Annotated in this window: 21 protein-coding genes and 1 pseudogene; all 22 read left to right on the forward strand. The window is 45.9% G+C overall.

What is annotated here, in order from left to right; translation table 11 throughout:
* Positions 1-272 precede the first annotated feature (272 nt).
* The 22 genes and pseudogenes from upp to RKD52_RS01740 all read left to right on the forward strand — a co-directional run bounded on the left by upp (position 273) and on the right by RKD52_RS01740 (position 22,222).
* The gene (gene upp, locus RKD52_RS01635) at positions 273-902 is read left to right on the forward strand and encodes a uracil phosphoribosyltransferase (protein WP_369735102.1); all 630 of its coding nucleotides are present in this window, start codon (positions 273-275) and stop codon (positions 900-902) included.
* A gap of 229 nt (positions 903-1,131) precedes the next feature.
* On the forward strand, positions 1,132-3,378 hold the full coding sequence (locus RKD52_RS01640; protein WP_454098396.1) for a S8 family serine peptidase: 2,247 nt from the start codon (positions 1,132-1,134) through the stop codon (positions 3,376-3,378).
* A gap of 184 nt (positions 3,379-3,562) precedes the next feature.
* Positions 3,563-3,784 carry an AtpZ/AtpI family protein gene (locus RKD52_RS01645; RefSeq protein ID WP_454098397.1) on the forward strand — a complete coding sequence of 74 codons (222 nt, stop codon included), beginning with the start codon at positions 3,563-3,565 and terminating at the stop codon, positions 3,782-3,784.
* Positions 3,785-3,791: 7 nt separating this feature from the next.
* Positions 3,792-4,172 carry an ATP synthase subunit I gene (locus RKD52_RS01650; protein ID WP_454098398.1) on the forward strand — a complete coding sequence of 127 codons (381 nt, stop codon included), beginning with the start codon at positions 3,792-3,794 and terminating at the stop codon, positions 4,170-4,172.
* A gap of 6 nt (positions 4,173-4,178) precedes the next feature.
* Entirely contained in the window at positions 4,179-4,913 is a 735-nt protein-coding gene (gene atpB, locus RKD52_RS01655; RefSeq protein ID WP_454098399.1) for a F0F1 ATP synthase subunit A, read from the forward strand.
* Positions 4,914-4,983: 70 nt separating this feature from the next.
* On the forward strand, positions 4,984-5,196 hold the full coding sequence (atpE, locus tag RKD52_RS01660; RefSeq protein ID WP_454098400.1) for a F0F1 ATP synthase subunit C: 213 nt from the start codon (positions 4,984-4,986) through the stop codon (positions 5,194-5,196).
* Positions 5,197-5,356: 160 nt separating this feature from the next.
* On the forward strand, positions 5,357-5,878 hold the full coding sequence (gene atpF, locus RKD52_RS01665; protein ID WP_454098401.1) for a F0F1 ATP synthase subunit B: 522 nt from the start codon (positions 5,357-5,359) through the stop codon (positions 5,876-5,878).
* The gene (locus tag RKD52_RS01670) at positions 5,875-6,420 is read left to right on the forward strand and encodes a F0F1 ATP synthase subunit delta (RefSeq protein WP_454098402.1); all 546 of its coding nucleotides are present in this window, start codon (positions 5,875-5,877) and stop codon (positions 6,418-6,420) included. Before atpF ends, RKD52_RS01670 begins: the two co-directional genes overlap by 4 nt.
* 15 nt (positions 6,421-6,435) lie before the next feature.
* Positions 6,436-7,944 carry a F0F1 ATP synthase subunit alpha gene (gene atpA / locus RKD52_RS01675; RefSeq protein WP_454098403.1) on the forward strand — a complete coding sequence of 503 codons (1,509 nt, stop codon included), beginning with the start codon at positions 6,436-6,438 and terminating at the stop codon, positions 7,942-7,944.
* An 87-nt stretch (positions 7,945-8,031) separates the two neighbouring features.
* Positions 8,032-8,892 carry an ATP synthase F1 subunit gamma gene (gene atpG / locus RKD52_RS01680; RefSeq protein WP_454098404.1) on the forward strand — a complete coding sequence of 287 codons (861 nt, stop codon included), beginning with the start codon at positions 8,032-8,034 and terminating at the stop codon, positions 8,890-8,892.
* A gap of 48 nt (positions 8,893-8,940) precedes the next feature.
* A complete protein-coding gene (gene atpD, locus RKD52_RS01685; protein ID WP_369735107.1) occupies positions 8,941-10,362 on the forward strand; it encodes a F0F1 ATP synthase subunit beta in 1,422 nt (473 codons plus the stop codon).
* Between the two features lie 26 nt (positions 10,363-10,388).
* Positions 10,389-10,793, forward strand: coding sequence for a F0F1 ATP synthase subunit epsilon (locus tag RKD52_RS01690; protein WP_454098405.1), 405 nt, complete (start codon positions 10,389-10,391; stop codon positions 10,791-10,793).
* A 228-nt stretch (positions 10,794-11,021) separates the two neighbouring features.
* Entirely contained in the window at positions 11,022-12,059 is a 1,038-nt protein-coding gene (locus RKD52_RS01695) for a sugar ABC transporter substrate-binding protein (protein WP_454098406.1), read from the forward strand.
* Positions 12,056-13,486 (forward strand): sensor histidine kinase, encoded by a 1,431-nt coding sequence (locus tag RKD52_RS01700; protein WP_454098407.1) that lies wholly within the window; start codon positions 12,056-12,058, stop codon positions 13,484-13,486. Before RKD52_RS01695 ends, RKD52_RS01700 begins: the two co-directional genes overlap by 4 nt.
* A gap of 5 nt (positions 13,487-13,491) precedes the next feature.
* Positions 13,492-15,057: a response regulator gene (locus RKD52_RS01705; protein ID WP_454098408.1), complete on the forward strand. Its 1,566-nt coding sequence runs from the start codon at positions 13,492-13,494 to the stop codon at positions 15,055-15,057.
* An 85-nt stretch (positions 15,058-15,142) separates the two neighbouring features.
* Positions 15,143-15,808: a TIGR03943 family putative permease subunit gene (locus RKD52_RS01710; protein WP_454098409.1), complete on the forward strand. Its 666-nt coding sequence runs from the start codon at positions 15,143-15,145 to the stop codon at positions 15,806-15,808.
* A gap of 197 nt (positions 15,809-16,005) precedes the next feature.
* The gene (xylF, locus tag RKD52_RS01715; protein ID WP_369735114.1) at positions 16,006-17,049 is read left to right on the forward strand and encodes a D-xylose ABC transporter substrate-binding protein; all 1,044 of its coding nucleotides are present in this window, start codon (positions 16,006-16,008) and stop codon (positions 17,047-17,049) included.
* A gap of 562 nt (positions 17,050-17,611) precedes the next feature.
* Positions 17,612-19,135, forward strand: coding sequence for a xylose ABC transporter ATP-binding protein (locus tag RKD52_RS01720; RefSeq protein WP_454098410.1), 1,524 nt, complete (start codon positions 17,612-17,614; stop codon positions 19,133-19,135).
* A pseudogene (locus RKD52_RS01725) lies at positions 19,132-20,311 on the forward strand (sugar ABC transporter permease). The gene RKD52_RS01720 and the pseudogene RKD52_RS01725 overlap by 4 nt, the downstream one beginning before the upstream one ends.
* 89 nt (positions 20,312-20,400) lie before the next feature.
* Positions 20,401-21,603, forward strand: a complete 1,203-nt coding sequence (locus RKD52_RS01730; protein WP_454098411.1) for a methyl-accepting chemotaxis protein — start codon at positions 20,401-20,403, stop codon at positions 21,601-21,603.
* Positions 21,554-21,871 carry a hypothetical protein gene (locus tag RKD52_RS01735; RefSeq protein WP_454098412.1) on the forward strand — a complete coding sequence of 106 codons (318 nt, stop codon included), beginning with the start codon at positions 21,554-21,556 and terminating at the stop codon, positions 21,869-21,871. The genes RKD52_RS01730 and RKD52_RS01735 overlap by 50 nt, the downstream gene beginning before the upstream one ends.
* Before the next feature lie 78 nt (positions 21,872-21,949).
* Positions 21,950-22,222 carry a hypothetical protein gene (locus tag RKD52_RS01740; RefSeq protein ID WP_454098413.1) on the forward strand — a complete coding sequence of 91 codons (273 nt, stop codon included), beginning with the start codon at positions 21,950-21,952 and terminating at the stop codon, positions 22,220-22,222.
* Positions 22,223-22,286: the final 64 nt, after the last annotated feature.

Raw genomic sequence — 22,286 nt, forward strand, 5'->3', positions numbered from 1 at the left:
GTTAACATAGATGGGTTTTTCAATTTGTGTATGTTATATGAAAGTTGCCATTACATGAAATTGCGGCTCTCCATAAGAATTCCTTTCCCAATTGATAACACTGCCAAATGATAGAGGCTGTCAATAGTTCAAGCATCAGTCTCCATCCGTTCAGGAACACCGTGAAGATGCATCCCATATAAACCCATAAAAATAAATCTCCGATCCTCCTTGAAACGGTTCTTCTTTTTCTGTAAAATCTATTGAAGTGTATTAGAAAAGGAGATGAGCTGATGGGCAAAGTTTACGTGTTTGATCATCCACTTATTCAGCATAAACTGACATATATCCGCGATGTGAAAACAGGCACGAAAGAGTTTCGCGAGCTTGTTGATGAAGTGGCGAGCCTGATGATGTTTGAAATCACAAGAGACATGCCTCTTGAAGAAGTAGAGGTTGAAACACCTGTTCAGATGGCAAAATCCATGGTGCTTGCAGGCAAAAAGCTTGCGATTGTTCCAATTCTGCGTGCCGGTCTTGGAATGGTAGACGGTATCCTTAAGTTGATTCCGGCTGCAAAAGTTGGACATGTAGGGCTATACCGTGACCCGGAGACGCTAAAACCGGTTGAATATTACGTAAAGCTTCCATCAGACGTAGAAGAGCGCGAGTTCATCGTCGTCGATCCAATGCTTGCTACTGGCGGCTCAGCGGTAGAGGCGATTAACAGCGTGAAAAAACGCGGCGCAAAGAACATCAAGTTCATGTGCTTGATTGCAGCTCCTGAAGGCGTTGAAATTGTGAAAGAAGCTCATCCTGATGTCGACATCTACATCGCGGCACTTGATGAAAAATTAAATGATCACGGATATATTGTCCCTGGCCTCGGTGATGCCGGAGACCGTATGTTTGGAACTAAGTAGAGACAAAAGCGGAAGCGCCAAGGCCCGCTCCTATAGGCAGATAAGAATCCGTCAGAAAAGTCCGGTTCCCGCCTTTTTTGGCGGATTTGTTCTGACAGAGGAGCTAGGCGCTTCCGCTAGCCGAGGATAACTTTATAACGTTATTCTTTTTATATGAACCGCGAATCCTCCTTACACAAGGGGGATTTTTTTATACCCGTTTGAGAAGGATAAAAGAGAGGTGACGGTGATGACAAGGAAATTCATTCTCTCTTTTTTTCTCATAGCATCTATTTTTCCAATACATACAAGTGCAGTAAATTATCCGGATGTGCCTGCCATACCGGACGTTTCTCCCGACCGCACGGAAACGGTAATGATTATTGTGGATAAAGCTCATGCGCAGGCCTTCTCTGAAAAAATCAAAGAAAACTATCCTGGAGTAAAAATCCGCCGAACGTTCAAAAAAGTGTTCAGCGGCTATTCGCTAGAAGGCAGCCATAACGATTTAATCGCTCTCCAAAAGGATCCTCATATTATCCATGCCAGTCCGGTTGCGTCTTATCGGGTGGATCTTGAGGAAAGTGTGCCGTTTATTGGCGGTGACGATGTGAGGGGGCTCTTTGATTCTGAGCAGCACCGCCTGACAGGAGAGGGAGTCAAAGTAGGCATTATTGATACAGGCATCGATTACACTCATCCGGACTTATCCCGCAGCTATGCGGGCGGGACAGACATCATTGACGGTGACGATGATCCAATGGAGACGAAAGCGACTGACGGCACAGAAACTCTCCATGGCACACATGTGGCAGGGATTATTGCGGCAAACGGCAGGCTGAAAGGGGTAGCGCCTGAAGCGGAAATCATTGCATACCGCGCACTTGGCCCGGGAGGATTCGGGACAAGCGAACAGGTCATTGCGGCAATCGAAAAAGCGATTGAAGACAAAGTAGATGTGCTGAATCTGTCGCTCGGCAATATGGTCAATGGACCGGACTGGCCGACTAGTCTTGCGCTTGACCGTGCGGTAGAACACGGCATTACAGCTGTTGTATCCACCGGAAATTCCGGTCCCGGTGTCTGGACAGTCGGTTCACCGGGGACGTCCAGCAAGGCCATTTCTGTTGGCGCCTCAACTCCTCCGCAGCGGATTCCCTACCTCACAGCAAGTGGTTCAAGGAAAGAAATACCGGTCACTCAGATGGCGGGTGCAAAAGAGTGGACGCTGCATCAGGGAGAAGAGATGGTATTTGCCGGAATTGGCGAGGAACATCAGTATTCCCCAGACATGAAAGGGAAAGTAGTGCTTGTTGAGCGCGGGAAAATCACCTTTACCGAAAAAGCTCTTTTTGCTGAAAAGATCGGCGCAAAAGCGGTTGTGATTTATAACAATATGAAAGGAAGCTTTGCGGGCAACCTTGAACTTCCGGCAAACATTCCGGTTGTCTCCATTTCAAAGGAAGACGGCTTGTGGCTGAAAAAACAACTGGACAAAAAACCGGTGATTCGAACAGTTTACCGGAACGAATCAGATCAGATGGCTGATTTCAGTTCAAGGGGCCCTGTTACCCGCACATGGGAAATCAAGCCTGACGTTGTTGCCCCCGGAGTAGCAATTGACAGTACAGTGCCTGAAGGGTACTTAAGCCTTCAAGGTACAAGTATGTCAGCCCCTCATGTGGCAGGTGCTGCTGCACTGATTAAGCAGGCCCATCCGGAATGGAAACCGGAGCAAATCAAGGCTGCCCTCATGAATTCGTCCAGGCCTCTGAGCGGGAAAAAGGCGGATTATTACCAGCCGATCGAACAGGGTGCCGGACGAATAGACGTCATGAAAGCACTTGAAACAGAAGCGCTGATGTATCCGGGTACACTGTCATTCGGCCAGGTCATTGCAAAAGGCGGGGGAAGCATTCAGAAAAAGGTAAAGCTGACACTTGATAATCAATCAGACAAAGAAGTCGTCTATTCGTTCTCGTATCCTTTCTATAAAAAAGGTGTGCAGTGGGATATGCCTGGAAAAGTGACAGTTCCCGCCGGCGGAAAAAGAGAGATATACGTAAAGTTGAATATCTATGCAAGCAAACTGGAAAAAGGCCTGCATCAGGGCTGGATAAAAGCAGAAGCGGACGAAACGGTCAGGGAACTCCCGTACTTGTTTGTTGTGGATGAACCGGATTACCCGCGGGTGATGGGCTTTGAGTTCGGATTCGGAGATTCTGCAGGAGTCTATCAGTATGAACTGTACCTGCCGGGAGGCGCGGATGAAATGGGCATTGCGCTCTATGATCCAGACACTCTTAGGTTTGTTGCGTTTCTGGACTGGGGCAGGGATCTTCAGAAGGGTGCGGTTAAAAAGACGTTCAGACAAAAGGATCTAGGTCTTGAGGACGGGCTTTACAAAGCAGTCGTTTTTGCCAGAAAAGGGGACAGGGAGGACACGTTCGAAACGGACCTGATCTTAGAAAATCCCAAGACAAAACTGGGAAACTGAGTAAATGTGAACTTTTTGTGATAGGCTTTTTTGATTGTCAAGTTTTTGGTTTTAAAGCAATTGACATTAAATAGAGCCTATTGTATGCTAGACGAGGGTAAATGATAAGGTTTTCATACCGCTTTCAATTACCCGTTTCTATCCCCAGATAAACCCTTTATTAATCTATTAGCGAGGCGGTCGAATGCGCAAAAAAGAGCGTCATCCCATGCAGGCAATGGCCCTTATGACAGGCATTCTGTCTCAGCTAGTCGGTTCAACACTAATTGGCATCTTTTCAGGAAGATGGCTCGACCGTTATTTCCATACAGAACCGCTTTTTATGATCATAGGCCTTTTACTGGGCCTTGCAGCCGGAATTGCCGGCATGATCAAGCTTGTCCACCACTTTTTTTCAGGAGACTGAATCATTCATGTTTGATTTGCACCAGATATTTAAAAGGCAGCGCAAATACATATTCTTTCTGCTTGCCATCTATGTGTTAGGCTGGGGCTTTACGAGATATCAGTCTGTATTTCTTGGTCTTATAGTAGGAACAGCCATCAGTTTTTACAGTTTATGGCTTCTCGTGCGCAAATACCATCAGTTCTCGCAGGCGATGGAGCACGGTCGGAAAATCAGATCTCTGGGGACAGCTGCCCGGATGGCTGCTGCGGGTTTTGGTGTGCTCATTTCAGCACAATATCCCGAGTACGTACATCTAATAGGCTTGGTTATTGGATTAATGACAATCTATATTGTTATTATGATAGATTATTTTTTTTATGCAGCATTTAACCGGGAAGAGAGGTGAATATAGTTGGATCACGGTGCTCCTATAGTTGAATTTCTAGGACTTAACTTCAATTTATCCAATGTTTTAATGATAACGATCGCCAGTTTGATTGTTTTCCTGATTGCGGTTTTGTGTACACGCACTCTTGCTATGAAGCCGACAGGTGCACAGAACTTTGTAGAATGGATAGTGGACTTTGTCCGCAACATTATCAAAAGCACGATGGACTGGCAGACAGGCGGCCGTTTCCTGACTCTTGGAATCGCATTATTTATGTATATTTTCGTAGCGAATATGCTGGGACTGCCTTTTGCGATTGTAGTGGGGCATGAGCTATGGTGGAAATCACCTACTGCCGATCCGATCATTACATTAACACTCGCAGTTATGGTCGTTGCACTGACGCATTATTACGGCATCAAAATGAAGGGTGCTGCGGAATACGGCAAGGATTTTCTTAAACCGCTCCCGTTTCTTTTCCCTCTTAAAATCATAGAGGAATTTGCAAACACCCTTACACTCGGACTTCGTTTATACGGTAATATTTATGCCGGTGAAATTCTGCTTACGCTTCTTGCAGGTCTTGCAACAGCAGGATATGCAGAAGGATTTGGCAGCGGAATTCTTGGCACAGCCATTGCTGCCGTGCCAATGATGATATGGCAGGCATTCAGTATCTTTGTAGGTTCAATTCAGGCGTTTATATTTGTTATGTTAACGATGGTGTATATGGCACACAAAGTGAGTCATGACCATTAATATAAAAGTTCATTCATTTGGACAAAGCATTTAATACCATTTTTCATACATTAAAAGGAGGACATTTACAATGGGTTTATTAGCAGCTGCAATTGCAATTGGACTAGCCGCACTTGGTGCAGGTATTGGTAACGGACTTATCGTTTCACGTACAGTTGAGGGGATGGCCCGCCAGCCGGAAGCGAAGAGCATGCTTCAAACAACAATGTTTATCGGGGTTGCACTAGTAGAGGCGATTCCAATCATCGCAGTAGTAATTGCATTCATCGTAATGGGAAGATAATTATCCCGCGCTTACAATACGTTCCAAAATGGCGAAGATCATTCATAGCGAACCTTCGCCTTTCCTTTATGTAAACAATTTTTAATGATTTCAGGCTGAAAGAAGCCTTTGATTTTTGCCATACCCATCATGCTACTCTTGAAGGGAGTGAAACCGAGCTATGTTATCAATGGATTTTGTATTAGGAGCAAGTGCAGGAACTTTTAATGGAGGAGATGCCATTTTCCAGCTTGTCATGTTCCTGATTCTACTGGCTTTGCTTAGAAAATACGCGTTTGGCCCTGTTATGAATATTATGAAGCAGCGTGAAACATACATTGCTGATGAAATTAGCTCTGCTGAATCAACACATCAGGAAGCGAAAAGACTTGTTGAAGAGCAAAAGGATCTGCTAAAGCAGGCTCGTACTGAAGCTCAGAGCTTGGTAGAGAACGCGAAGAAAATCGGCGAACAGCAAAAAGAAGAAATTCTTCTTGCCGCCCGCGCTGAGTCAGATCGTATGAAAAAAGCCGCTATTCAGGAGATTGCTACGGAAAAAGAGCAGGCTATTACCGCTCTTCGTGAGCAAGTTGCATCACTCTCTGTATTAATTGCAACAAAAGTTATCGAAAAAGAATTGAATGAGAAAGAACAAGAAAAGCTTATCCACGATTATATCAAAGAGGTAGGCGAAGGTCGATGAGTAAAGAAATAGTTGCAGCTCGCTATGCATTGGCTCTTTTTCAAATCGCTAAGGAAAACGGCACGATTGACCAGATTGAAGAGGAACTGCTTGTCATCCAGAAGGTGACGTCAGAGAATCCTGAATTACTGAACGTGCTTACACATCCAAAAGTGCTGCTAGAAAAGAAAAAATCCATGATGAGTGAAGCGTTCGCTTCTTTATCTCAACCTGTTTTAAGTACGATTCTTCTATTGATTGAGCGTCAGCGGATCAGTGTGATTCCTGATCTTGCCGAGCATTTTGTGAAACTTGCAAACGACGAGCGGGGCACAAAGGATGCTATCGTCTATTCTGTAAGACTGCTTGATCAGGATGAATTAACAGCGCTGTCTGATACATTTGCCAAAAAAATCGGCAAATCTTCTCTTCGTTTAAGAAACGTAATTGATCAGAATCTGATCGGCGGAGTGAAGCTTCGTATCGGCAATCGCATTTATGATGGAAGCATAAGCGGTAAGCTTGAACGTATAGAGCGACAATTAGTTGCAAAAAGATCGTAGATAGGGGTGAAACTCATGAGCATCAAAGCAGAAGAAATTAGTGCACTGATTAAAAAGCAAATTGAAAGCTATCAGTCTGATATCAAAGTTAGTGATGTAGGTACAGTTATCCAGATTGGTGACGGTATCGCCCGTGCTCATGGCCTCGACAATGTCATGGCTGGAGAGCTTGTTGAATTTTCAAACGGCGTAATGGGTATGGCTCAAAACCTTGAGTCAAACAACGTGGGTATCATCATCCTCGGACCATACGCAGACATCCGTGAAGGCGACGAAGTGCGCCGCACTGGACGCATCATGGAGGTTCCTGTAGGTGAGGAACTGATCGGACGCGTTGTAAACTCTCTGGGACAGCCTGTTGACGGCCTTGGTCCAATCGAAACAAAACATACACGCCCAATTGAGAGCCCTGCTCCAGGCGTTATGGATCGTAAATCTGTTCATGAACCGCTTCAAACAGGAATTAAAGCGATTGATGCTCTTATTCCGATTGGCCGCGGACAGCGTGAGCTTATCATCGGTGACCGTCAGACTGGTAAAACATCTGTAGCCATCGATACCATTCTTAACCAAAAAGACGAAAACATGATCTGTATCTATGTTGCTATTGGACAAAAAGAATCGACTGTCCGCGGCGTAGTAGAAACACTGCGTAAAAATGGCGCATTAGATTACACAATCGTTGTTACTGCATCTGCTTCACAGCCTGCACCGCTATTGTTCTTAGCTCCTTATGCCGGTGTAACAATGGGTGAGCATTTCATGTACAATGGCAAGCACGTTCTTGTTGTGTATGATGACTTAACAAAACAGGCATCTGCATACCGTGAACTTTCCTTGCTTCTTCGCCGTCCTCCAGGCCGTGAAGCATATCCTGGAGACGTTTTCTACTTGCATTCACGCCTTCTTGAGCGTGCTGCAAAACTCAGTGATGCAAAAGGTGCCGGTTCACTTACAGCCCTTCCGTTCATTGAAACGCAGGCGGGCGATGTATCTGCATACATCCCGACAAATGTTATCTCCATCACTGATGGACAGATTTTCCTTCAGTCTGACCTTTTCTTCTCAGGTGTGCGTCCAGCGGTTAACGCCGGTCTTTCCGTATCACGTGTTGGAGGATCTGCTCAGATCAAAGCAATGAAAAAAGTATCAGGTACACTGCGTCTTGACCTTGCTTCATACCGTGAGCTTGAAGCATTCGCTCAGTTCGGCTCTGACCTTGATAAAGCGACTCAGGCTAAACTTAACCGCGGTGCGCGTACAGTTGAAGTTCTAAAACAGGGCTTGAACAAACCGCTTGCAGTTGAGAAGCAGGTTGCCATTCTTTATGCATTGACTAAAGGATTCCTGGATGACATTCCAGTTGAAGATATTAAACGCTTTGAAGAAGAGTACTTCTCATTCCTCGAGCAAAACAACAAAGCAATGCTTGATCACATCCGCACAACTGGCAATCTTCCTGAAGACAGTGAGTTCCAGTCTGCGATCACAGCATTCAAAAAGACATTCGCGATTTCTGAATAAACTTGGTAAAGTATGAAGGTTTGCCTTCATACTTTATCTTCACGTAAATGGATCAGGTTGATTTTTATAAAAAGGTGGTGAGAACCTTTGGCATCATTACGCGACATTAAATCAAGAATCACCTCAACAAAGAAGACGAGCCAGATTACAAAGGCGATGGAGATGGTTTCAGCAGCGAAGCTGAACCGTGCCGAAAACAATGCAAAGTCGTTTGGACCTTACATGGATAAGATTCAAGAAGTCGTTGCAAGCATTGCACTTGGCAGCACGGATGTATCCCACCCGATGCTCGTCAGCCGACCTGTGAAGAAAACAGCTTATCTCGTCATCACGTCTGACCGCGGACTTGCAGGTGCCTTAAACAGTAACGTACTGCGTACTGTGCATCAGGCAATCCAAAAGCGTCATTCGTCTAAAGATGAATATGCTGTTATCGCAATCGGTAAGATCGGACGCGAATTCTTCAAAAAACGCGGTGTGCAGATCGCACTTGAGGTAACAGGAATTGCAGATGACACGTCATTTGCCGAGATAAAAGATCTTACAGCAAATACGGTGAATATGTTCAATGATGGCACATTCGACGAAATCTATGTGTACTACAACCATTTTGTAAGTGTCATCCAGCAGGACGTAACAGAGAAAAAGCTTCTTCCTCTTACTGATCTTGGTGCGTCATCAGCAAAGAAAACATCTTATGAATTCGAACCATCCAAAGAAGAGATCTTAGAAGTACTGTTACCACAATATGCTGAAAGTCTCATCTACGGCGCGTTACTTGACAGCAAGGCTTCTGAGCATGCTGCCCGTATGACGGCAATGAAAAATGCGACAGACAATGCAAAAGAACTTATTAACAGTCTTACTCTTTCTTACAACCGTGCACGTCAGGCTGCGATCACTCAGGAAATTACGGAGATCGTCGGCGGGGCTGCGGCACTCGAATAGAATAACGCCCATAAAGGGCTTTCAGACAGCAAGTTAGGAGGGAAAACGATGAATAAAGGACGCGTTACTCAAGTTATGGGTCCGGTTGTTGACGTAAAGTTCCAAAGCGGTCAGCTTCCTGAAATCTATAACGCCCTTAAAGTTACTTTCCAGGGACGCACTGAAGGCGAAGCAGCTTCAGAATTAACATTGGAAGTTGCCCTTCACCTTGGTGACGACACAGTTCGTACTGTTGCAATGGCTTCAACAGACGGTCTTGTGCGCGGAAGTGAAGTACTGGATACAGGTGCGGCAATCTCTGTACCGGTTGGAGACGTTACACTTGGACGTGTATTCAACGTACTTGGAGACAATATCGATTTGGATGCAGCAATTCCTGCTGAAGCTCGTCGTGATCCAATCCACAGACAAGCGCCAAAATTCGATCAGCTTTCTACTGAGGTAGAAATTCTTGAAACTGGAATTAAAGTAGTAGACCTTCTTGCTCCATACATCAAAGGCGGAAAAATCGGTCTTTTCGGTGGTGCGGGTGTAGGTAAAACAGTACTTATCCAGGAGCTTATCAACAACATCGCTCAGGAGCATGGCGGTATCTCTGTATTCGCCGGCGTAGGTGAGCGTACTCGTGAAGGAAACGACCTTTACCATGAAATGACAGACTCTGGTGTTATCAAGAAGACTGCCATGGTATTCGGACAGATGAATGAGCCGCCTGGCGCACGTATGCGTGTTGCACTGACAGGTCTTACAATGGCTGAATTCTTCCGTGATGACCAAGGACAGGACGTTCTTTTCTTCATGGATAACATCTTCCGTTTCACACAGGCAGGTTCAGAGGTATCAGCCCTTCTTGGCCGTATGCCATCTGCGGTAGGTTACCAGCCGACACTTGCAACTGAAATGGGTCAGCTTCAGGAGCGTATCACGTCTACTAACGTTGGTTCAGTTACATCGATCCAGGCGATCTATGTACCGGCCGATGACTATACGGATCCGGCTCCTGCAACAACATTCGCTCACTTGGATGCAACAACGAACCTTGAGCGTAAACTATCTGAAATGGGTATTTACCCGGCAGTGGATCCGCTTGCTTCGACATCACGCGCATTGTCTCCTGAAATCGTTGGAGAAGAGCACTACGCGGTTGCACGTCAAGTACAGCAGACACTGCAGCGTTATAAAGAGCTTCAGGATATCATCGCGATCCTTGGTATGGATGAGCTTTCTGATGAAGATAAATTAGTCGTGCACCGTGCACGCCGAGTTCAATTCTTCCTGTCCCAAAACTTCCACGTTGCTGAGCAGTTTACTGGCCAGGCAGGTTCATATGTACCTGTTAAAGAGACGGTTAAAGGCTTCAAGGAAATCCTTGAGGGCAAGTACGATCATCTTCCTGAAGATGCTTTCCGTCTTGTGGGACGCATTGAAGATGTCATCGAAAGTGCGAAAAGCATGGGTGTAGAAGTCTAATTTTGGGACGCAGGAGGGTATAGAGTATGAAGACAGTACAAGTCAATGTCGTTACTCCCGATGGCCCAGTTTACGATGCAGACGTCGAAATGGTAAGTGTAAAAGCTCAAAGCGGTGAGCTTGGAATCTTGCCAGGTCATATTCCAATGGTAGCTCCACTTCAAATCGGCGCTGTCCGTTTGAAAACAAGCAAATCCACGGAACTCGTGGCTGTTAGCGGCGGCTTTTTAGAAGTACGGCCTGACAAAGTCACAATCTTGGCACAGGCTGCCGAGACTGTAGAAGATATTGATTTAACTCGTGCACAAGCAGCAAAGGAACGCGCTGAAGAACGTCTGAACACAAACAAAGACGACATCGACTTCAAGCGCGCCGAGCTTGCTCTGCGCCGGGCAATGAATCGTATTAACGTATCACAGAATAAGATCTGACCATTAAACCCCCGGATTTCCCGGGGGTTTTTGTTTTGGGCTGAAATCGAAGGTACACCCCGCCAGTTATCCCGCCGGCTTGTTAGGTTGCATGGTTTGGCTTGTAAGAGCGTGAGTTTGACTTGTTACATTGCCGTTTTGGCTTATTAAACGACTGGTTTGGATTGTTAGCAGCCTGTTTTGGACTGTAAACGTTCAAAACCGGACTGTTATCAGAGCAGCAGCCCCATGTTTGATCGCAACGCTGAAAATAAAAGCGTTTACAATACCGCCCAATCCCTTATAATGAATGAAAAGTCCTATAAAAATGGTGATTTCATGACACGTCGTATAAAACTGGTTCTGTTTGCTTTTATTCTTCTTTCTCTTTTTCCTCTCTATCAGCTTTTTCAAATCTATCAATCCAGTCAATCGTTTTCTGCGCAGGCTGAAGCGGAGGAGTACCGGTACCGGCTTGTGCTGATTTCCCCTTATCTTGGCGATGCCTACTGGAATCAGGTGATCACAGGGGTAGAATCGGCCGCCGTTCAGGCTAAGGTCAGCCTCGACATTAAAGGGACCAATCTGCCTGATAATGAAGAGCTGCAAAAAGCGATGAATATGGCAATTTCCTCGCAGGTTGACGGCATATTACTGCTCGGCATTGACGATGCTTCTTTTAAAGAGACGATCCAAAAGGCCACGGTACAGGGGATTCCGGTGGTGACGATCATGGCGGACCTGCCTGACAGTCTCCGGAAATCCTACATCGGATCCAATCACTATGAGACCGGCCTCGAGCTTGGAAACTATTTAAAAAAGACTCTCACCGGCAGTGAAACGATCGGCATGATTAAAGGAAACATGGTGACATCTATTGAAAACGAGAGAATGAAAGGACTGACGGACAGCCTTAAGGGCTCCTCTATTAAACTGGCTGAAACAAATAAACAGCATCCTGAGGACCAGACCAATGAGCTGCTTAATCAATATCCGTCCATGAAGGCGTTAATAGGGACGGGAGTGGATGACGGGGACATCATCGTACGGACAATTGAAGCGAGATCGGCCCTTTCAGGGTTTAAGGTCTATACATTTGATAATACCCAGGAAACGATGAATCTTCTGCGGAGCGGAAAGATTGAAGGCACAATCAGCCACAGTCAGGCCTTAATGGGTGAAAAAGGCGTCGAAACCATCGTGAAATGGCTTGAAAAGAAGGACTTGCCTCTGCCCGTCACGACTTACACGAAAACAGGCGTCATGACGGAGGGAACCAGGCCGTGACGAGAATTCAGAGAAAAATCCTCACGATGTCGCTCATCATTATCATGATCATGGGCGCCTTCTGGACAGCCATCAGCTATATTAATCAAAAATCCATTTATGAGTACAACAATATCCTTGAACGGTATCTACTGCTGAATCATGTCTCAACGACGAGTCAGGCTGCGCTTGCAAAGCTCAGCCAGTATGTCAGCACCCCTTCTCCTGCCAATCAGGCAAGCTATGAAATGCACCGCAAAAGACTGAATGACTCCAAAAAGAAGCTGGATCTGCTTAAGAATCAGGCGAATGCAATTGCTTTGACAGATTATATATTCATGCTCGACAGCCAAATTGAAGCCATGGATTTAACAATGATGATGCATAAGCTCGATAAGCGGCAGAACTCACAGGCTGCTTACGATGAAGCGCTGCAGATCTCCAAATTCATTGATGAAACGACGCTGCTGCTGTTCAAAAAAGAACTGACGAATCAGAAGCAGTTTTATGAATCGATGATTGAGGTCACAAACAGACTCAGGTCTCTCGGCCTCTGGATTCTGGGGATCGTTCTGATCATCTCCATTGGTTTTTCGTACTGGTTTTCAAAAGGCATCACCCGCTCGATTTATCTTTTAACTCAGGGAGCAAAAGAGGTGGCCGCGGGGAATTTTGATCATCCGATCAGGGTCAAAAGCAACGATGAAATTTCGTTTTTGGCCAAGACGTTTGACAGGATGCGGGAAAATATCAAAGAGCTGGTAGCCGAAATTCAGGAGAAAGCCAAGCTTGAAAAAGAAATTAAAGAGTATCAGCTGCTTTTAAAAGAAAGTGAGTTAAAGAGACTGCACAATCAGATCAATCCGCATTTTCTGTTCAATACGCTGAATACCCTGTCGAAAAAAGCGTATTTGGAGGATGCCCTTGAGACCAGCGACTTAATTTCGACAGTCGCAAACCTTTTGAGGTATAACCTTCGAAGTGTGGATGAAAATGTGTCACTCCGGGATGAGCTTGAGCTTGTGAAGGAATACTTGACGATTTTAAAAGCGCGGTTCTCATCCCGGATTTCCTATGATTTTAAGGTGGAAGAAGCGTGTCTGGACGTTGAAGTTCCGCCGTTTTTTCTGCAGCCGATTGTTGAGAACGCGTTTAAATACGGTGTGGAGCCGTTTGAAGAGGGCGGATACATCGGAATAAAGGTGTTTAGAGAGAACGGAGAGGTTGTTGTTTCCGTAGAGGACCATGGCCTTGGGATGACAGATACTGTGAAAGAACAGGTGCTGTCAGAGCAGCAGACAGGGATCATTCAAAGCAAATCAACCGGAATCGGTCTGAGAAACGTTGTTCAGAGACTGCGCCTTTTTACAAACGAACGAGATGTGATGGACATTCAGTCATCAGCTGAGGGCACAGTCATCGCGGTCAAATTTCCTTCAGAGGGGTGAAAAAAATGAAGCTTTTGATCACGGAAGATGAAGAGATTGAAAGAATCGCGTTAAAGAAAATCATTGAAACAGAATTCAGGGACATTCAAATTGTCGGACTCGCGGAAAACGGCAGAAGAGCGATTGAACTTGCGGCAGAGCATAAGCCTGACATTCTGCTGATGGATATAAAAATGCCCGGCATCAATGGTCTTGAAGCGATCAAGGAAATCCAGAAAATCGTGCCGGATGCTAAAATCCTGATTGTATCGTCCTACGATACGTTTGACTATGCCCAGCAGGCGCTGCGGCTCGGGGTAAAAGATTATCTGCTGAAGCCGAGCAAGCGGGAGGTCATTCTTTCCACGATTCAGAAGGTCATCGATGATATTAAAAAAGACAAGCTCGAATCTGAACGAAAGCAGCAGACAGAAGAACGCATGCAGAAAATGATCCCGATCGTAGAGGCGGACCTCGTCACACAGCTCTTATTTGATCATGTTCACGATGTTCATCTCCATGAGTGCATGGGCCTGCTGAATGTTGACCAGAAGCAGCCTTCCTATGTGGTTCTGATCCACTTTCCCCAGGATACGCTTACCGGACGGCTCGAGCAAATGTACGGAGAGCTGAAACGGACCATCCAGCTGCATACAAAAGGCTGGGTAGGGCCGATGTCCGGCCTGCAGGTGCCGATTATTGTGTTTGCAGAAGGAGAGATTCACCAGTACCGCCGGAACGCGGTATCGCTCGTGCAAAAAATTCTGCATAATCTAAGCGGTGTATTTTCTGCATCAGCAGCGATTGGAATCGGCAAGGCATACCCGGCGCTCGAGCAAATCAGACAGTCGTACTACGAAGCGCTCCGTGCCTCTATATCAGCAGGTTCTAAAGCAAGATACAGCTTTTACAGCGATATCATTTCCAATGAAAAAATCAAAGACAGAGACATGCACCACATTGAAGAGCTGATTCTTGAGGAATTGCGGATCGGTGAGTGGGAAGGAGTTCGCAGTCATTTTCAGGCAATGACCGCTTATTTTGAGAAATTTCAGCATCCGCTTGCTGAAGCAGAGCAAAAAGTCTATGACACTATGACATTAATGATCCGCTACTTGGATGAAATGGGCTTTGTGATCAGAAAACCAGTTTTTTCATTCAGCGCAGCATCCTATCTGCAAATGAAAACAGAAGTGAATTTTATCCTGGAAGATGTCATGAGCCAATACAAGCGGGTGACTGAAAATCTTCAGGAGGATATCCCGAACCGCATGAAGCAGCATATCAGGAAAAACTGCCACACCGATTTGTCGCTTGAGGCAATGGCAAAGGAGTTTAACCTTTCCCCGCAGTATGTGAGTAAAATTTTCAAAGAAGAGCTCGGCATCAGCTACATCGATTATTTGACAAAATGCCGGATTGAAAAAGCAAAAAAGTTAATGGGAAAAGGCTCCCGCAGCTTAAAGGAAATTGCTTTTGAGGTAGGCTATAACGACCCGAACTACTTCAGCCGTGTCTTTAAAAAAGTATGCAAAAAGTCTCCCAGCCAGTATAAGGATTCGCTGGTCTCCATCGGACAAAAAGATAAGTAATTGGGAGTTTCTTCTTAACGAAACTCCCTTCTTTTTTGTTACACTGAAAAGAGCAATTCTTATAAATGGAATGGGAGTTAATCGAGTGAAAAATTTCTTAATGACCGCTTTTGGTCTCCTCATAATAGGAAGCATCGTTTTTATTTTTGGAATGAGCATGCAGCCGGAAAAAGCAGAGCCGGAAAAACAAGAAGCTTCTCAGAAAACAGAAGAGCCATTCGCAAATGCGAAAGAGTACTTAGAAGATCCAGATAGCTATATGAATGAGCTTGATGAAAAATACAAGCCTGAGCTTGAAGATGATCATCATGCAGAAGAGAAGCCGGATGATTATTACCAGAATCAAAAAAATGAACTATTGAAGATGGATACAATCATACTTACAAATGAAAATTACACGTCCGTCCTGGATGTTCTGGACCGTTTTCCGAGGGGATTTGAGGGGAAACAGATTGAACTGACCGGATTTGTCCACCGCGAAAAAGATTTTAAACCTACACAGTTTGTCGTTGCAAGAAGCGGTGATCCGTGCTGCACGGATGAGCATGACGGGTTATACGGTCTCTTTTCCGCGACAGAAAAAGCAAAGGATTTTAATGACCGGGAGTGGGTCAGTGTCTCGGGCGAGCTGCAGACAACAGTGTATTCATCTACTGAGATTCCCTATCTGCAAATTAGGAAAATCTCAAAGATAGATCCTCCTTCACAGCCATATGTTTATAAGGAAAAAGAAGAGGGTCATTCTCATTGACTAGCCTATTAATAAGACTGTACCGCTAATGAACAATTGGAGGTACAGTCTTTTTAGGGAAAAAAGAAAGCGGTTTCTAAAATGCAGAAAATAATGCTAGATATCTTAAAAAAGTACAGAAATCATATAAAATAAACCGCTTACAAAGGTGATAAAGTTAGTCTTGTAAGATTGATATTCCAAGGGGGAATGGGGAAATGAAGAAAGGGTTAATGCTGCTTATGCTGATGATGTTTGTGTTTGGTCTTACTGCCTGTGTCAGCTCGGGCTCAGAGCCGACAAAAGGGGACGGCGAAAAGGCTGGCAAAGATGATGAGCTTGTCATCGGATTCTCAATGGACACGCTTGAAGAAGAGCGCTGGCAGCGCGACCGTGATCTGTTTGTTGCAAAAGCCGAGGAGCTTGGCGCAAAAGTTAATGTACAGGCAGCAAACGGGGACGATGCAAAGCAGATTGCACAGGCTGAAAACCTGATCAGCCAGGGTGTGGACATTCTGGTTGTCGTGCCTCATAACGCGGAGGTTGCCGCGTCAATCGTCGAAATGGCTCACCAGGAAGACGTTAAAGTCATCTCATACGACCGTCTGATTAAAAATTCGGATGTGGATCTCTATGTATCCTTTGACAATGAACGTGTAGGAGAAATGCAGGCAACAGCCATCACTGAGCTTGTACCTAAAGGAAACTATGTGCTGATTGAAGGCGCGGATACTGACAACAATGCCCATCTTTTCAAAAAGGGACAAATGAACGTGCTTCAGCCTCTGATTGACAGCGGCGACATTAAAATCGTCTACGACCAGTGGACAGAAGAGTGGGATCCGGCAAATGCCCTTGCCAATATGGAAAATGCTCTGACAGCGAACAACAACAAAGTCGATGCTGTTGTAGCAGCAAATGACGGCACTGCCGGCGGTGTCATTCAGGCGCTTGCCGCTCAGGGCCTTGCAGGAAAAGTACCTGTATCAGGACAGGATGCCGAGCTTGCGGCTGCACAGCGGATCGTAGAAGGCACACAGACGATGACGGTTTACAAGCCAATCACCCTGATCGCAGAAACAGTTGCTGACCTTGCAGTGAAAATGGCCAATGGCGAAGAAGTTGAAACAAATGGCAAAGTCAATAACGGCAAAATCGATGTCCCATCGCTTCTGCTTGATCCGGTAGCTGTAAATAAAGACAACATCGATGACACCATCATTAAAGACGGGTTCCATAAGAAAGAGGATGTGTATAAGTAAAACCCTGGGTCATTTGTGCAAATGATGACCGGTCGGGTGGAAATGGGATAGAAAGGCTGACGGAGTGCCGCCACAAATCCGATAGGTGGGTATGCAAAAGTGGCACCACTCCGGCGAGTGCCGCCACAAATCCAGTCAGTGGGTGTGTAAAAGTGTTACCACTTGGGCGACTGCCGCCACAAATCCAGTCAGTGGGTATGCAAAAGTGGCATTACTCAGGCGAGTGCCGCCACAAAACGTGTCTGACGGTATGCGAAAGTGGCATCACTCAGGCGAGTGCCGCCACAAATCCAGTCAGTGGGTGTGTAAAAGTAGTACCACTCGGGCGAGTGCCGCCACAAACCAGTCAGTGGGTATGCAAAAGTGGCACCACTTAGGCGAATGCTACCAAAAATCCAATTGGTGAGTACGCAAAAGTGCCACTACTCAGGCGGATGCCGCCGCTCAGCACACTCAGCTCAAGCATGAAACTTTTAAAGCTTTACCATACATTGAAAAATGCGGAATTCTCGATAATTCTGCATTTTTTTCTAGACATTTTAATGAATTGGAGGGGGAAGTCGTGTCATCTGTTCTTGAAATGACGAGTATTACGAAAGAATTTCCAGGCGTGAAGGCTCTTGATGATGTCACGTTTCAAGTGGAAAAAGGCGAAATCCATGCACTCTGCGGAGAGAACGGGGCCGGGAAATCCACGCTTATGAAGGTGCTGAGCGGGCTGTATCCTTCAGGCTCTTATTCAGGTGAGATAACGGTGGACGGAGAAGTGCAGTCTTTTAAAACGATTAAGGATGCTGAAAAAGCGGGCATCTCCATCATCTATCAGGAGCTCGCTCTTGTCCGGCAAATGACGGTGGCAGAAAATCTCATTCTCGGCAATGAGCCGGCAACCTTCGGCATTATTGATCAGAATAAGATGATACAAATGTGTGAGAAATGGCTTGCTGAGGTCGGCCTGAAAGGCGTAAGCCCAGATACGATTACGGGAACACTCGGCATCGGCCAGCAGCAGCTTGTCGAAATTGCAAAGGCGCTTTCAAAAAAGGCCAAAATCCTGATTTTAGATGAACCGACTGCTGCTCTGACTGAACAGGAAGTCAAGATTCTGCTTGCGATTTTAAAAGAATTCAGGGAGCGGGGCGTCACCTGCATCTACATCTCCCACAAGCTCGGAGAAGTGTTTGATATTGCCGATACGATCACGGTTCTCCGCGACGGAAAAACGGTCACTTCCCAAAAAGCGGCCGATCTCACGGAGGATAAAGTCATCGCATACATGGTGGGGCGCGAGATCAAAGACCGCTATCCCCGAATGGCCGCAAACCCGAAAGAGACCATTCTGAAGGTTGAGGACTATACGGTTTATCATCCTGATATGCCTGGAAAAAAAGTTATAGATTCTGTCTCATTTCAAGTGAAAAAAGGTGAAATTCTTGGAATTGCAGGGCTGATGGGTTCAGGAAGAACGGAGCTTGTGATGAGCTTGTTCGGTGCTTATGCGGGCTATTCAGAAGGTGGAGTGGAAATCAATGGAAAGAATGCGAAAAACAAATCCGTCAAGCAGGCAATCGAAAACGGACTGGCGCTCGTATCGGAGGACCGGAAAAAATTCGGCCTTGTCCTGAACATGGATATCCAGAACAACGTGACGCTTCCGAGCCTGAGGCGCGTCTCATCCCTCGGCATCATCAACCAGAATGAAGAAATCCGCAGCGGGAATCAGTATTTAAAACAGCTGAGAATAAAAGCGCCATCTGTTGAAACAGTCACCGGCACACTGAGCGGGGGGAACCAGCAGAAGGTTGTCATCGGAAAATGGCTGATGACGAAACCTAAAATTTTGATCCTTGATGAACCGACGAGGGGAATTGACGTTGGAGCGAAGCTTGAAATCTATCACATTATGAATGAGCTCGCAAACGAGGGAGTGGCCATCATCATGATTTCGTCTGAGCTGCCTGAAGTACTTGGCATGAGCCACAGAATTCTGGTGATGTCAGAAGGGAAATTCACAGGTGAATTCCATGCAGAAAATGCTACCCAGGAAAACATTATGAGAGCAGCGACAGGAGGACTTGCAGGATGAGCACAAACCTTGAAACCGTTAAACAGCCGGCAGTGAAAGAAAAGAAAATCAATTTGTTTACAATCGATATCCGCGCGTACTCCATGATTGGCGCCCTTCTCATCATCTGGATTTTATTTTCCGTCTTAAATGATACCTTTCTAACCCCGCGGAATTTATCCAATCTCTTTTTGCAGATGTCTGTAACATCCATTCTAGCAATTGGCATGGTCCTGATCATCGTATCCGGACAGATTGACCTCTCAGTCGGCTCGCTTGTCGGACTGACGGGAGGCGTTGCAGCAATCCTGAACGTCTGGCTTGGCTGGGATACGATACCCGTTATTATTGCAACAGTGGTATTGGGTGCGCTGATTGGTCTGTGGCAGGGATGGTGGATTGCCTACAGGGCCGTGCCGGCCTTTTATCGTCACGCTCGGAGGAATGCTTATTTTCCGGGGAATACTGACCGGTATAACCGGAAGCATGACCGTAGCTCCGCTTTCACCTAGCCTTAAGATCATCGGACAGGGATATGTGACGCCTGCTGCAGGCCTTATCATGGGAGCTATTGCGTTTATCCTTGCCGTGTACTTTTTGATCAGACAAAGAAACGCGCGCATCAAGTACGGATTTGATGTTCTTTCCATGAACTGGACGCTGATTGCTTCAGTGGGCATCGGTCTTCTGATCTTTACGTTCATATACTTGATGAATCAGTACCAGGGAATTCCGGTCCCATTTATAACGGTCATCATCCTCGCTGTTCTTTTTCACTTTATCGCCAAAAAGACGGTATTCGGCAGGCAGGTGTATGCCATTGGCGGCAATCCCGAGGCCGCTGTTCTCTCAGGCATTAACATGAAGCGCAGAATTCTCCTCGTTTTCGTTCTCGGGAACACACTTGCAGCGATCGCAGGTCTTGTCCTGACTGCGCGCGTGAACGCGGCTACCGTTGGAGCAGGAAACATGTATGAGCTCGATGCCATTGCAGCCTGCGTCATCGGGGGCACAAGTTTGATGGGCGGAATCGGAACCATCCCGGGAGCCATCATTGGAGCTCTTGTTATGGCGAGCCTGGATAACGGCATGAGCATCATGAACATTGATGCCTATTGGCAGCTGATTGTAAAAGGAAGTATTCTGGTTCTTGCCGTTTGGTTCGATATCTACAGCAGGAATAAAAAGAAGCGCTGAATTCAGCGTTTCTTTTTTTGTTATATAAAAAATATGTAAGCGCTGTCGATATAGTAAGTAAACCAATTTGAACACAGGGGAGAACATGTATGACAGCGATTGAAAAGGTAAAACACGATGATTTATTAAGCAAAAACAAGCTGATGCTGTTTACATTTGGCGCGTCATCTTTATTTGCTCTGATTTACGTCCTGGTCACGGGGCAGATGGAGCAGGTGCCGATTTATTCAGCTGAATGTGTGCTGCTGATTGTTTTTTATGTATTGTTCCGGTATTTGAAAAGGGACAGGCTGTTTCCGTATTTCACGGTTGTGATGATTTCTATTCTTGCATGCGCCTCGATCTTCATAACCGGCGCGAATCTTGCACTTATTCCAGTCCTCTTTTTTCAGGCCGTTTTTTCAGCGGTCCCTTACTACTCGACGGTTTTTGCAACTGGATTTGGCCTTGGCCTTGTGACCCTTTTTGTCAATGCATCGATTCCCTCTGCAGAACAGGAAATGATTGCAGGCAGCATGGGCGCCATTGTTCTGGCCTATCTTTTAACAGGGGTCCTGCTTGGCGTGCTCATCCATCTGAATAAAAAACAGTTCAATGTGCTGCAGCAGTTCATAGCGGATGCCGAAGCTGAAGCAGGCCGAAAAGAAGAGCAGAGGCACAAGCTCGAACAGGCAGCTTCCCGGATCGCTGACAGTGTGGCAAAAGCGAACGAGAGAGTGCAGATGAATACACGCGCCCAGGCAGAAATGACGATTGCCATTAATGAAGTCTCTGCCGGGAGCCAGATCCAGAGCGAGCAGATCAGCGAAATTGCTGAAAGTGCCCACAACAACATGCTTTCCATGAACGAACTGAACGAGATTTCTTCCCTGTTGAACGAAGACTCAAGACAAGCCAGCCGCATTGCGGACAGGAGCGGTGAAAAAGTGAGCAGGCTGATGACAGAAATGAATGACCTGAATCAAATCGTTACGGCTTTGAATGCGACCTTTAAAAACCTGAACCTGAAGATTGAAGAAACCAATCAGTTCACAAACACGATCCGCCAGATTACCGAACAGACAAATCTTCTCGCTTTAAATGCATCAATCGAAGCTGCAAGAGCAGGAGAGGCAGGCAAAGGATTTTCGGTCGTTGCCCAGGAAATTCGCAAGCTTGCTGAATTAACGAATGATGCCAATAAAAAAATCACGGAAAATCTGAAACAGGTGAATGAAACGAGCGGGGAAAGCGGAAGAAAAAATGGCGGCAAGCAGCGCGAACCTGCTGACAAGCGTCGAGGCAACACGTGAAGTCCACGAGAATTTCCAGCAGCTGAAAGAGAAATTGGCCAATATGGCAGAAAGCTTCACAGGCTTTGAAGCTATTTCGGGCGACGTAGAGACAAACACGGCAAATGTCGAGCGTTCAACCAATGAACTTGCCGCCATCATTGAGCAGGCCTCCGCCAGCATGCAGGAGATGAGCGCGACGATTGAAACCCTCAGTGATGATAATAAAAAAATCGCAGACCTCATGAACGAAACGGCTTTAAGCGCGGAATCAATCCTTAAATCATAAGCCCCTATGTTTTGCATTTTGATAAGCGGGTAAAAGTAAGAAACACTTAAAAAATGCAAAACGGAAGGAGCATCAAGCATGAGACAAAAAGCGTTAATTTCAGGCATTGCCATCTCGACAGTCGGAGTAGGCGTCACATCCTACCTATTAAAGGACAAAGCAAACCGTGAAAAGGTAACTGAATTTGTACAAAGCACGAAAAACAAAATTCCTTATTTCTCGCGCAAAAACACAGATTCATTCCCTGTTGAAAAAGCGGGACATCCGGATCCGGAAGACATCGATGACAACACAATGGTCTCAGAAGGCTCCATGTATCCCGTTCAATATTATGATGAAAATCAAAAGTAATGAAAAAACCGGCCCTGTGCCGGTTTTTTGCTGCAGAAAAACACAAAAAAGGAAAGCCGCAGCT

It is taken from the genome of Metabacillus sp. SLBN-84, assembly GCF_053629595.1.

Bases quoted from the DNA above. Each gene is read 5' to 3' on its own strand.
- upp (WP_369735102.1), top strand. From the start codon at position 273: ATGGGCAAAGTTTACGTGTTTGATCATCCACTTATTCAGCATAAACTG.
- RKD52_RS01640 (WP_454098396.1), top strand. From the start codon at position 1,132: ATGACAAGGAAATTCATTCTCTCTTTTTTTCTCATAGCATCTATTTTT.
- RKD52_RS01645 (WP_454098397.1), top strand. From the start codon at position 3,563: ATGCGCAAAAAAGAGCGTCATCCCATGCAGGCAATGGCCCTTATGACA.
- RKD52_RS01650 (WP_454098398.1), top strand. From the start codon at position 3,792: ATGTTTGATTTGCACCAGATATTTAAAAGGCAGCGCAAATACATATTC.
- atpE (WP_454098400.1), top strand. From the start codon at position 4,984: ATGGGTTTATTAGCAGCTGCAATTGCAATTGGACTAGCCGCACTTGGT.
- atpF (WP_454098401.1), top strand. From the start codon at position 5,357: ATGTTATCAATGGATTTTGTATTAGGAGCAAGTGCAGGAACTTTTAAT.
- RKD52_RS01670 (WP_454098402.1), top strand. From the start codon at position 5,875: ATGAGTAAAGAAATAGTTGCAGCTCGCTATGCATTGGCTCTTTTTCAA.
- atpA (WP_454098403.1), top strand. From the start codon at position 6,436: ATGAGCATCAAAGCAGAAGAAATTAGTGCACTGATTAAAAAGCAAATT.
- atpD (WP_369735107.1), top strand. From the start codon at position 8,941: ATGAATAAAGGACGCGTTACTCAAGTTATGGGTCCGGTTGTTGACGTA.
- RKD52_RS01690 (WP_454098405.1), top strand. From the start codon at position 10,389: ATGAAGACAGTACAAGTCAATGTCGTTACTCCCGATGGCCCAGTTTAC.
- RKD52_RS01695 (WP_454098406.1), top strand. From the start codon at position 11,022: ATGTTTGATCGCAACGCTGAAAATAAAAGCGTTTACAATACCGCCCAA.
- RKD52_RS01705 (WP_454098408.1), top strand. From the start codon at position 13,492: ATGAAGCTTTTGATCACGGAAGATGAAGAGATTGAAAGAATCGCGTTA.
- xylF (WP_369735114.1), top strand. From the start codon at position 16,006: ATGAAGAAAGGGTTAATGCTGCTTATGCTGATGATGTTTGTGTTTGGT.
- RKD52_RS01730 (WP_454098411.1), top strand. From the start codon at position 20,401: ATGACAGCGATTGAAAAGGTAAAACACGATGATTTATTAAGCAAAAAC.
- RKD52_RS01735 (WP_454098412.1), top strand. From the start codon at position 21,554: ATGGCGGCAAGCAGCGCGAACCTGCTGACAAGCGTCGAGGCAACACGT.
- RKD52_RS01740 (WP_454098413.1), top strand. From the start codon at position 21,950: ATGAGACAAAAAGCGTTAATTTCAGGCATTGCCATCTCGACAGTCGGA.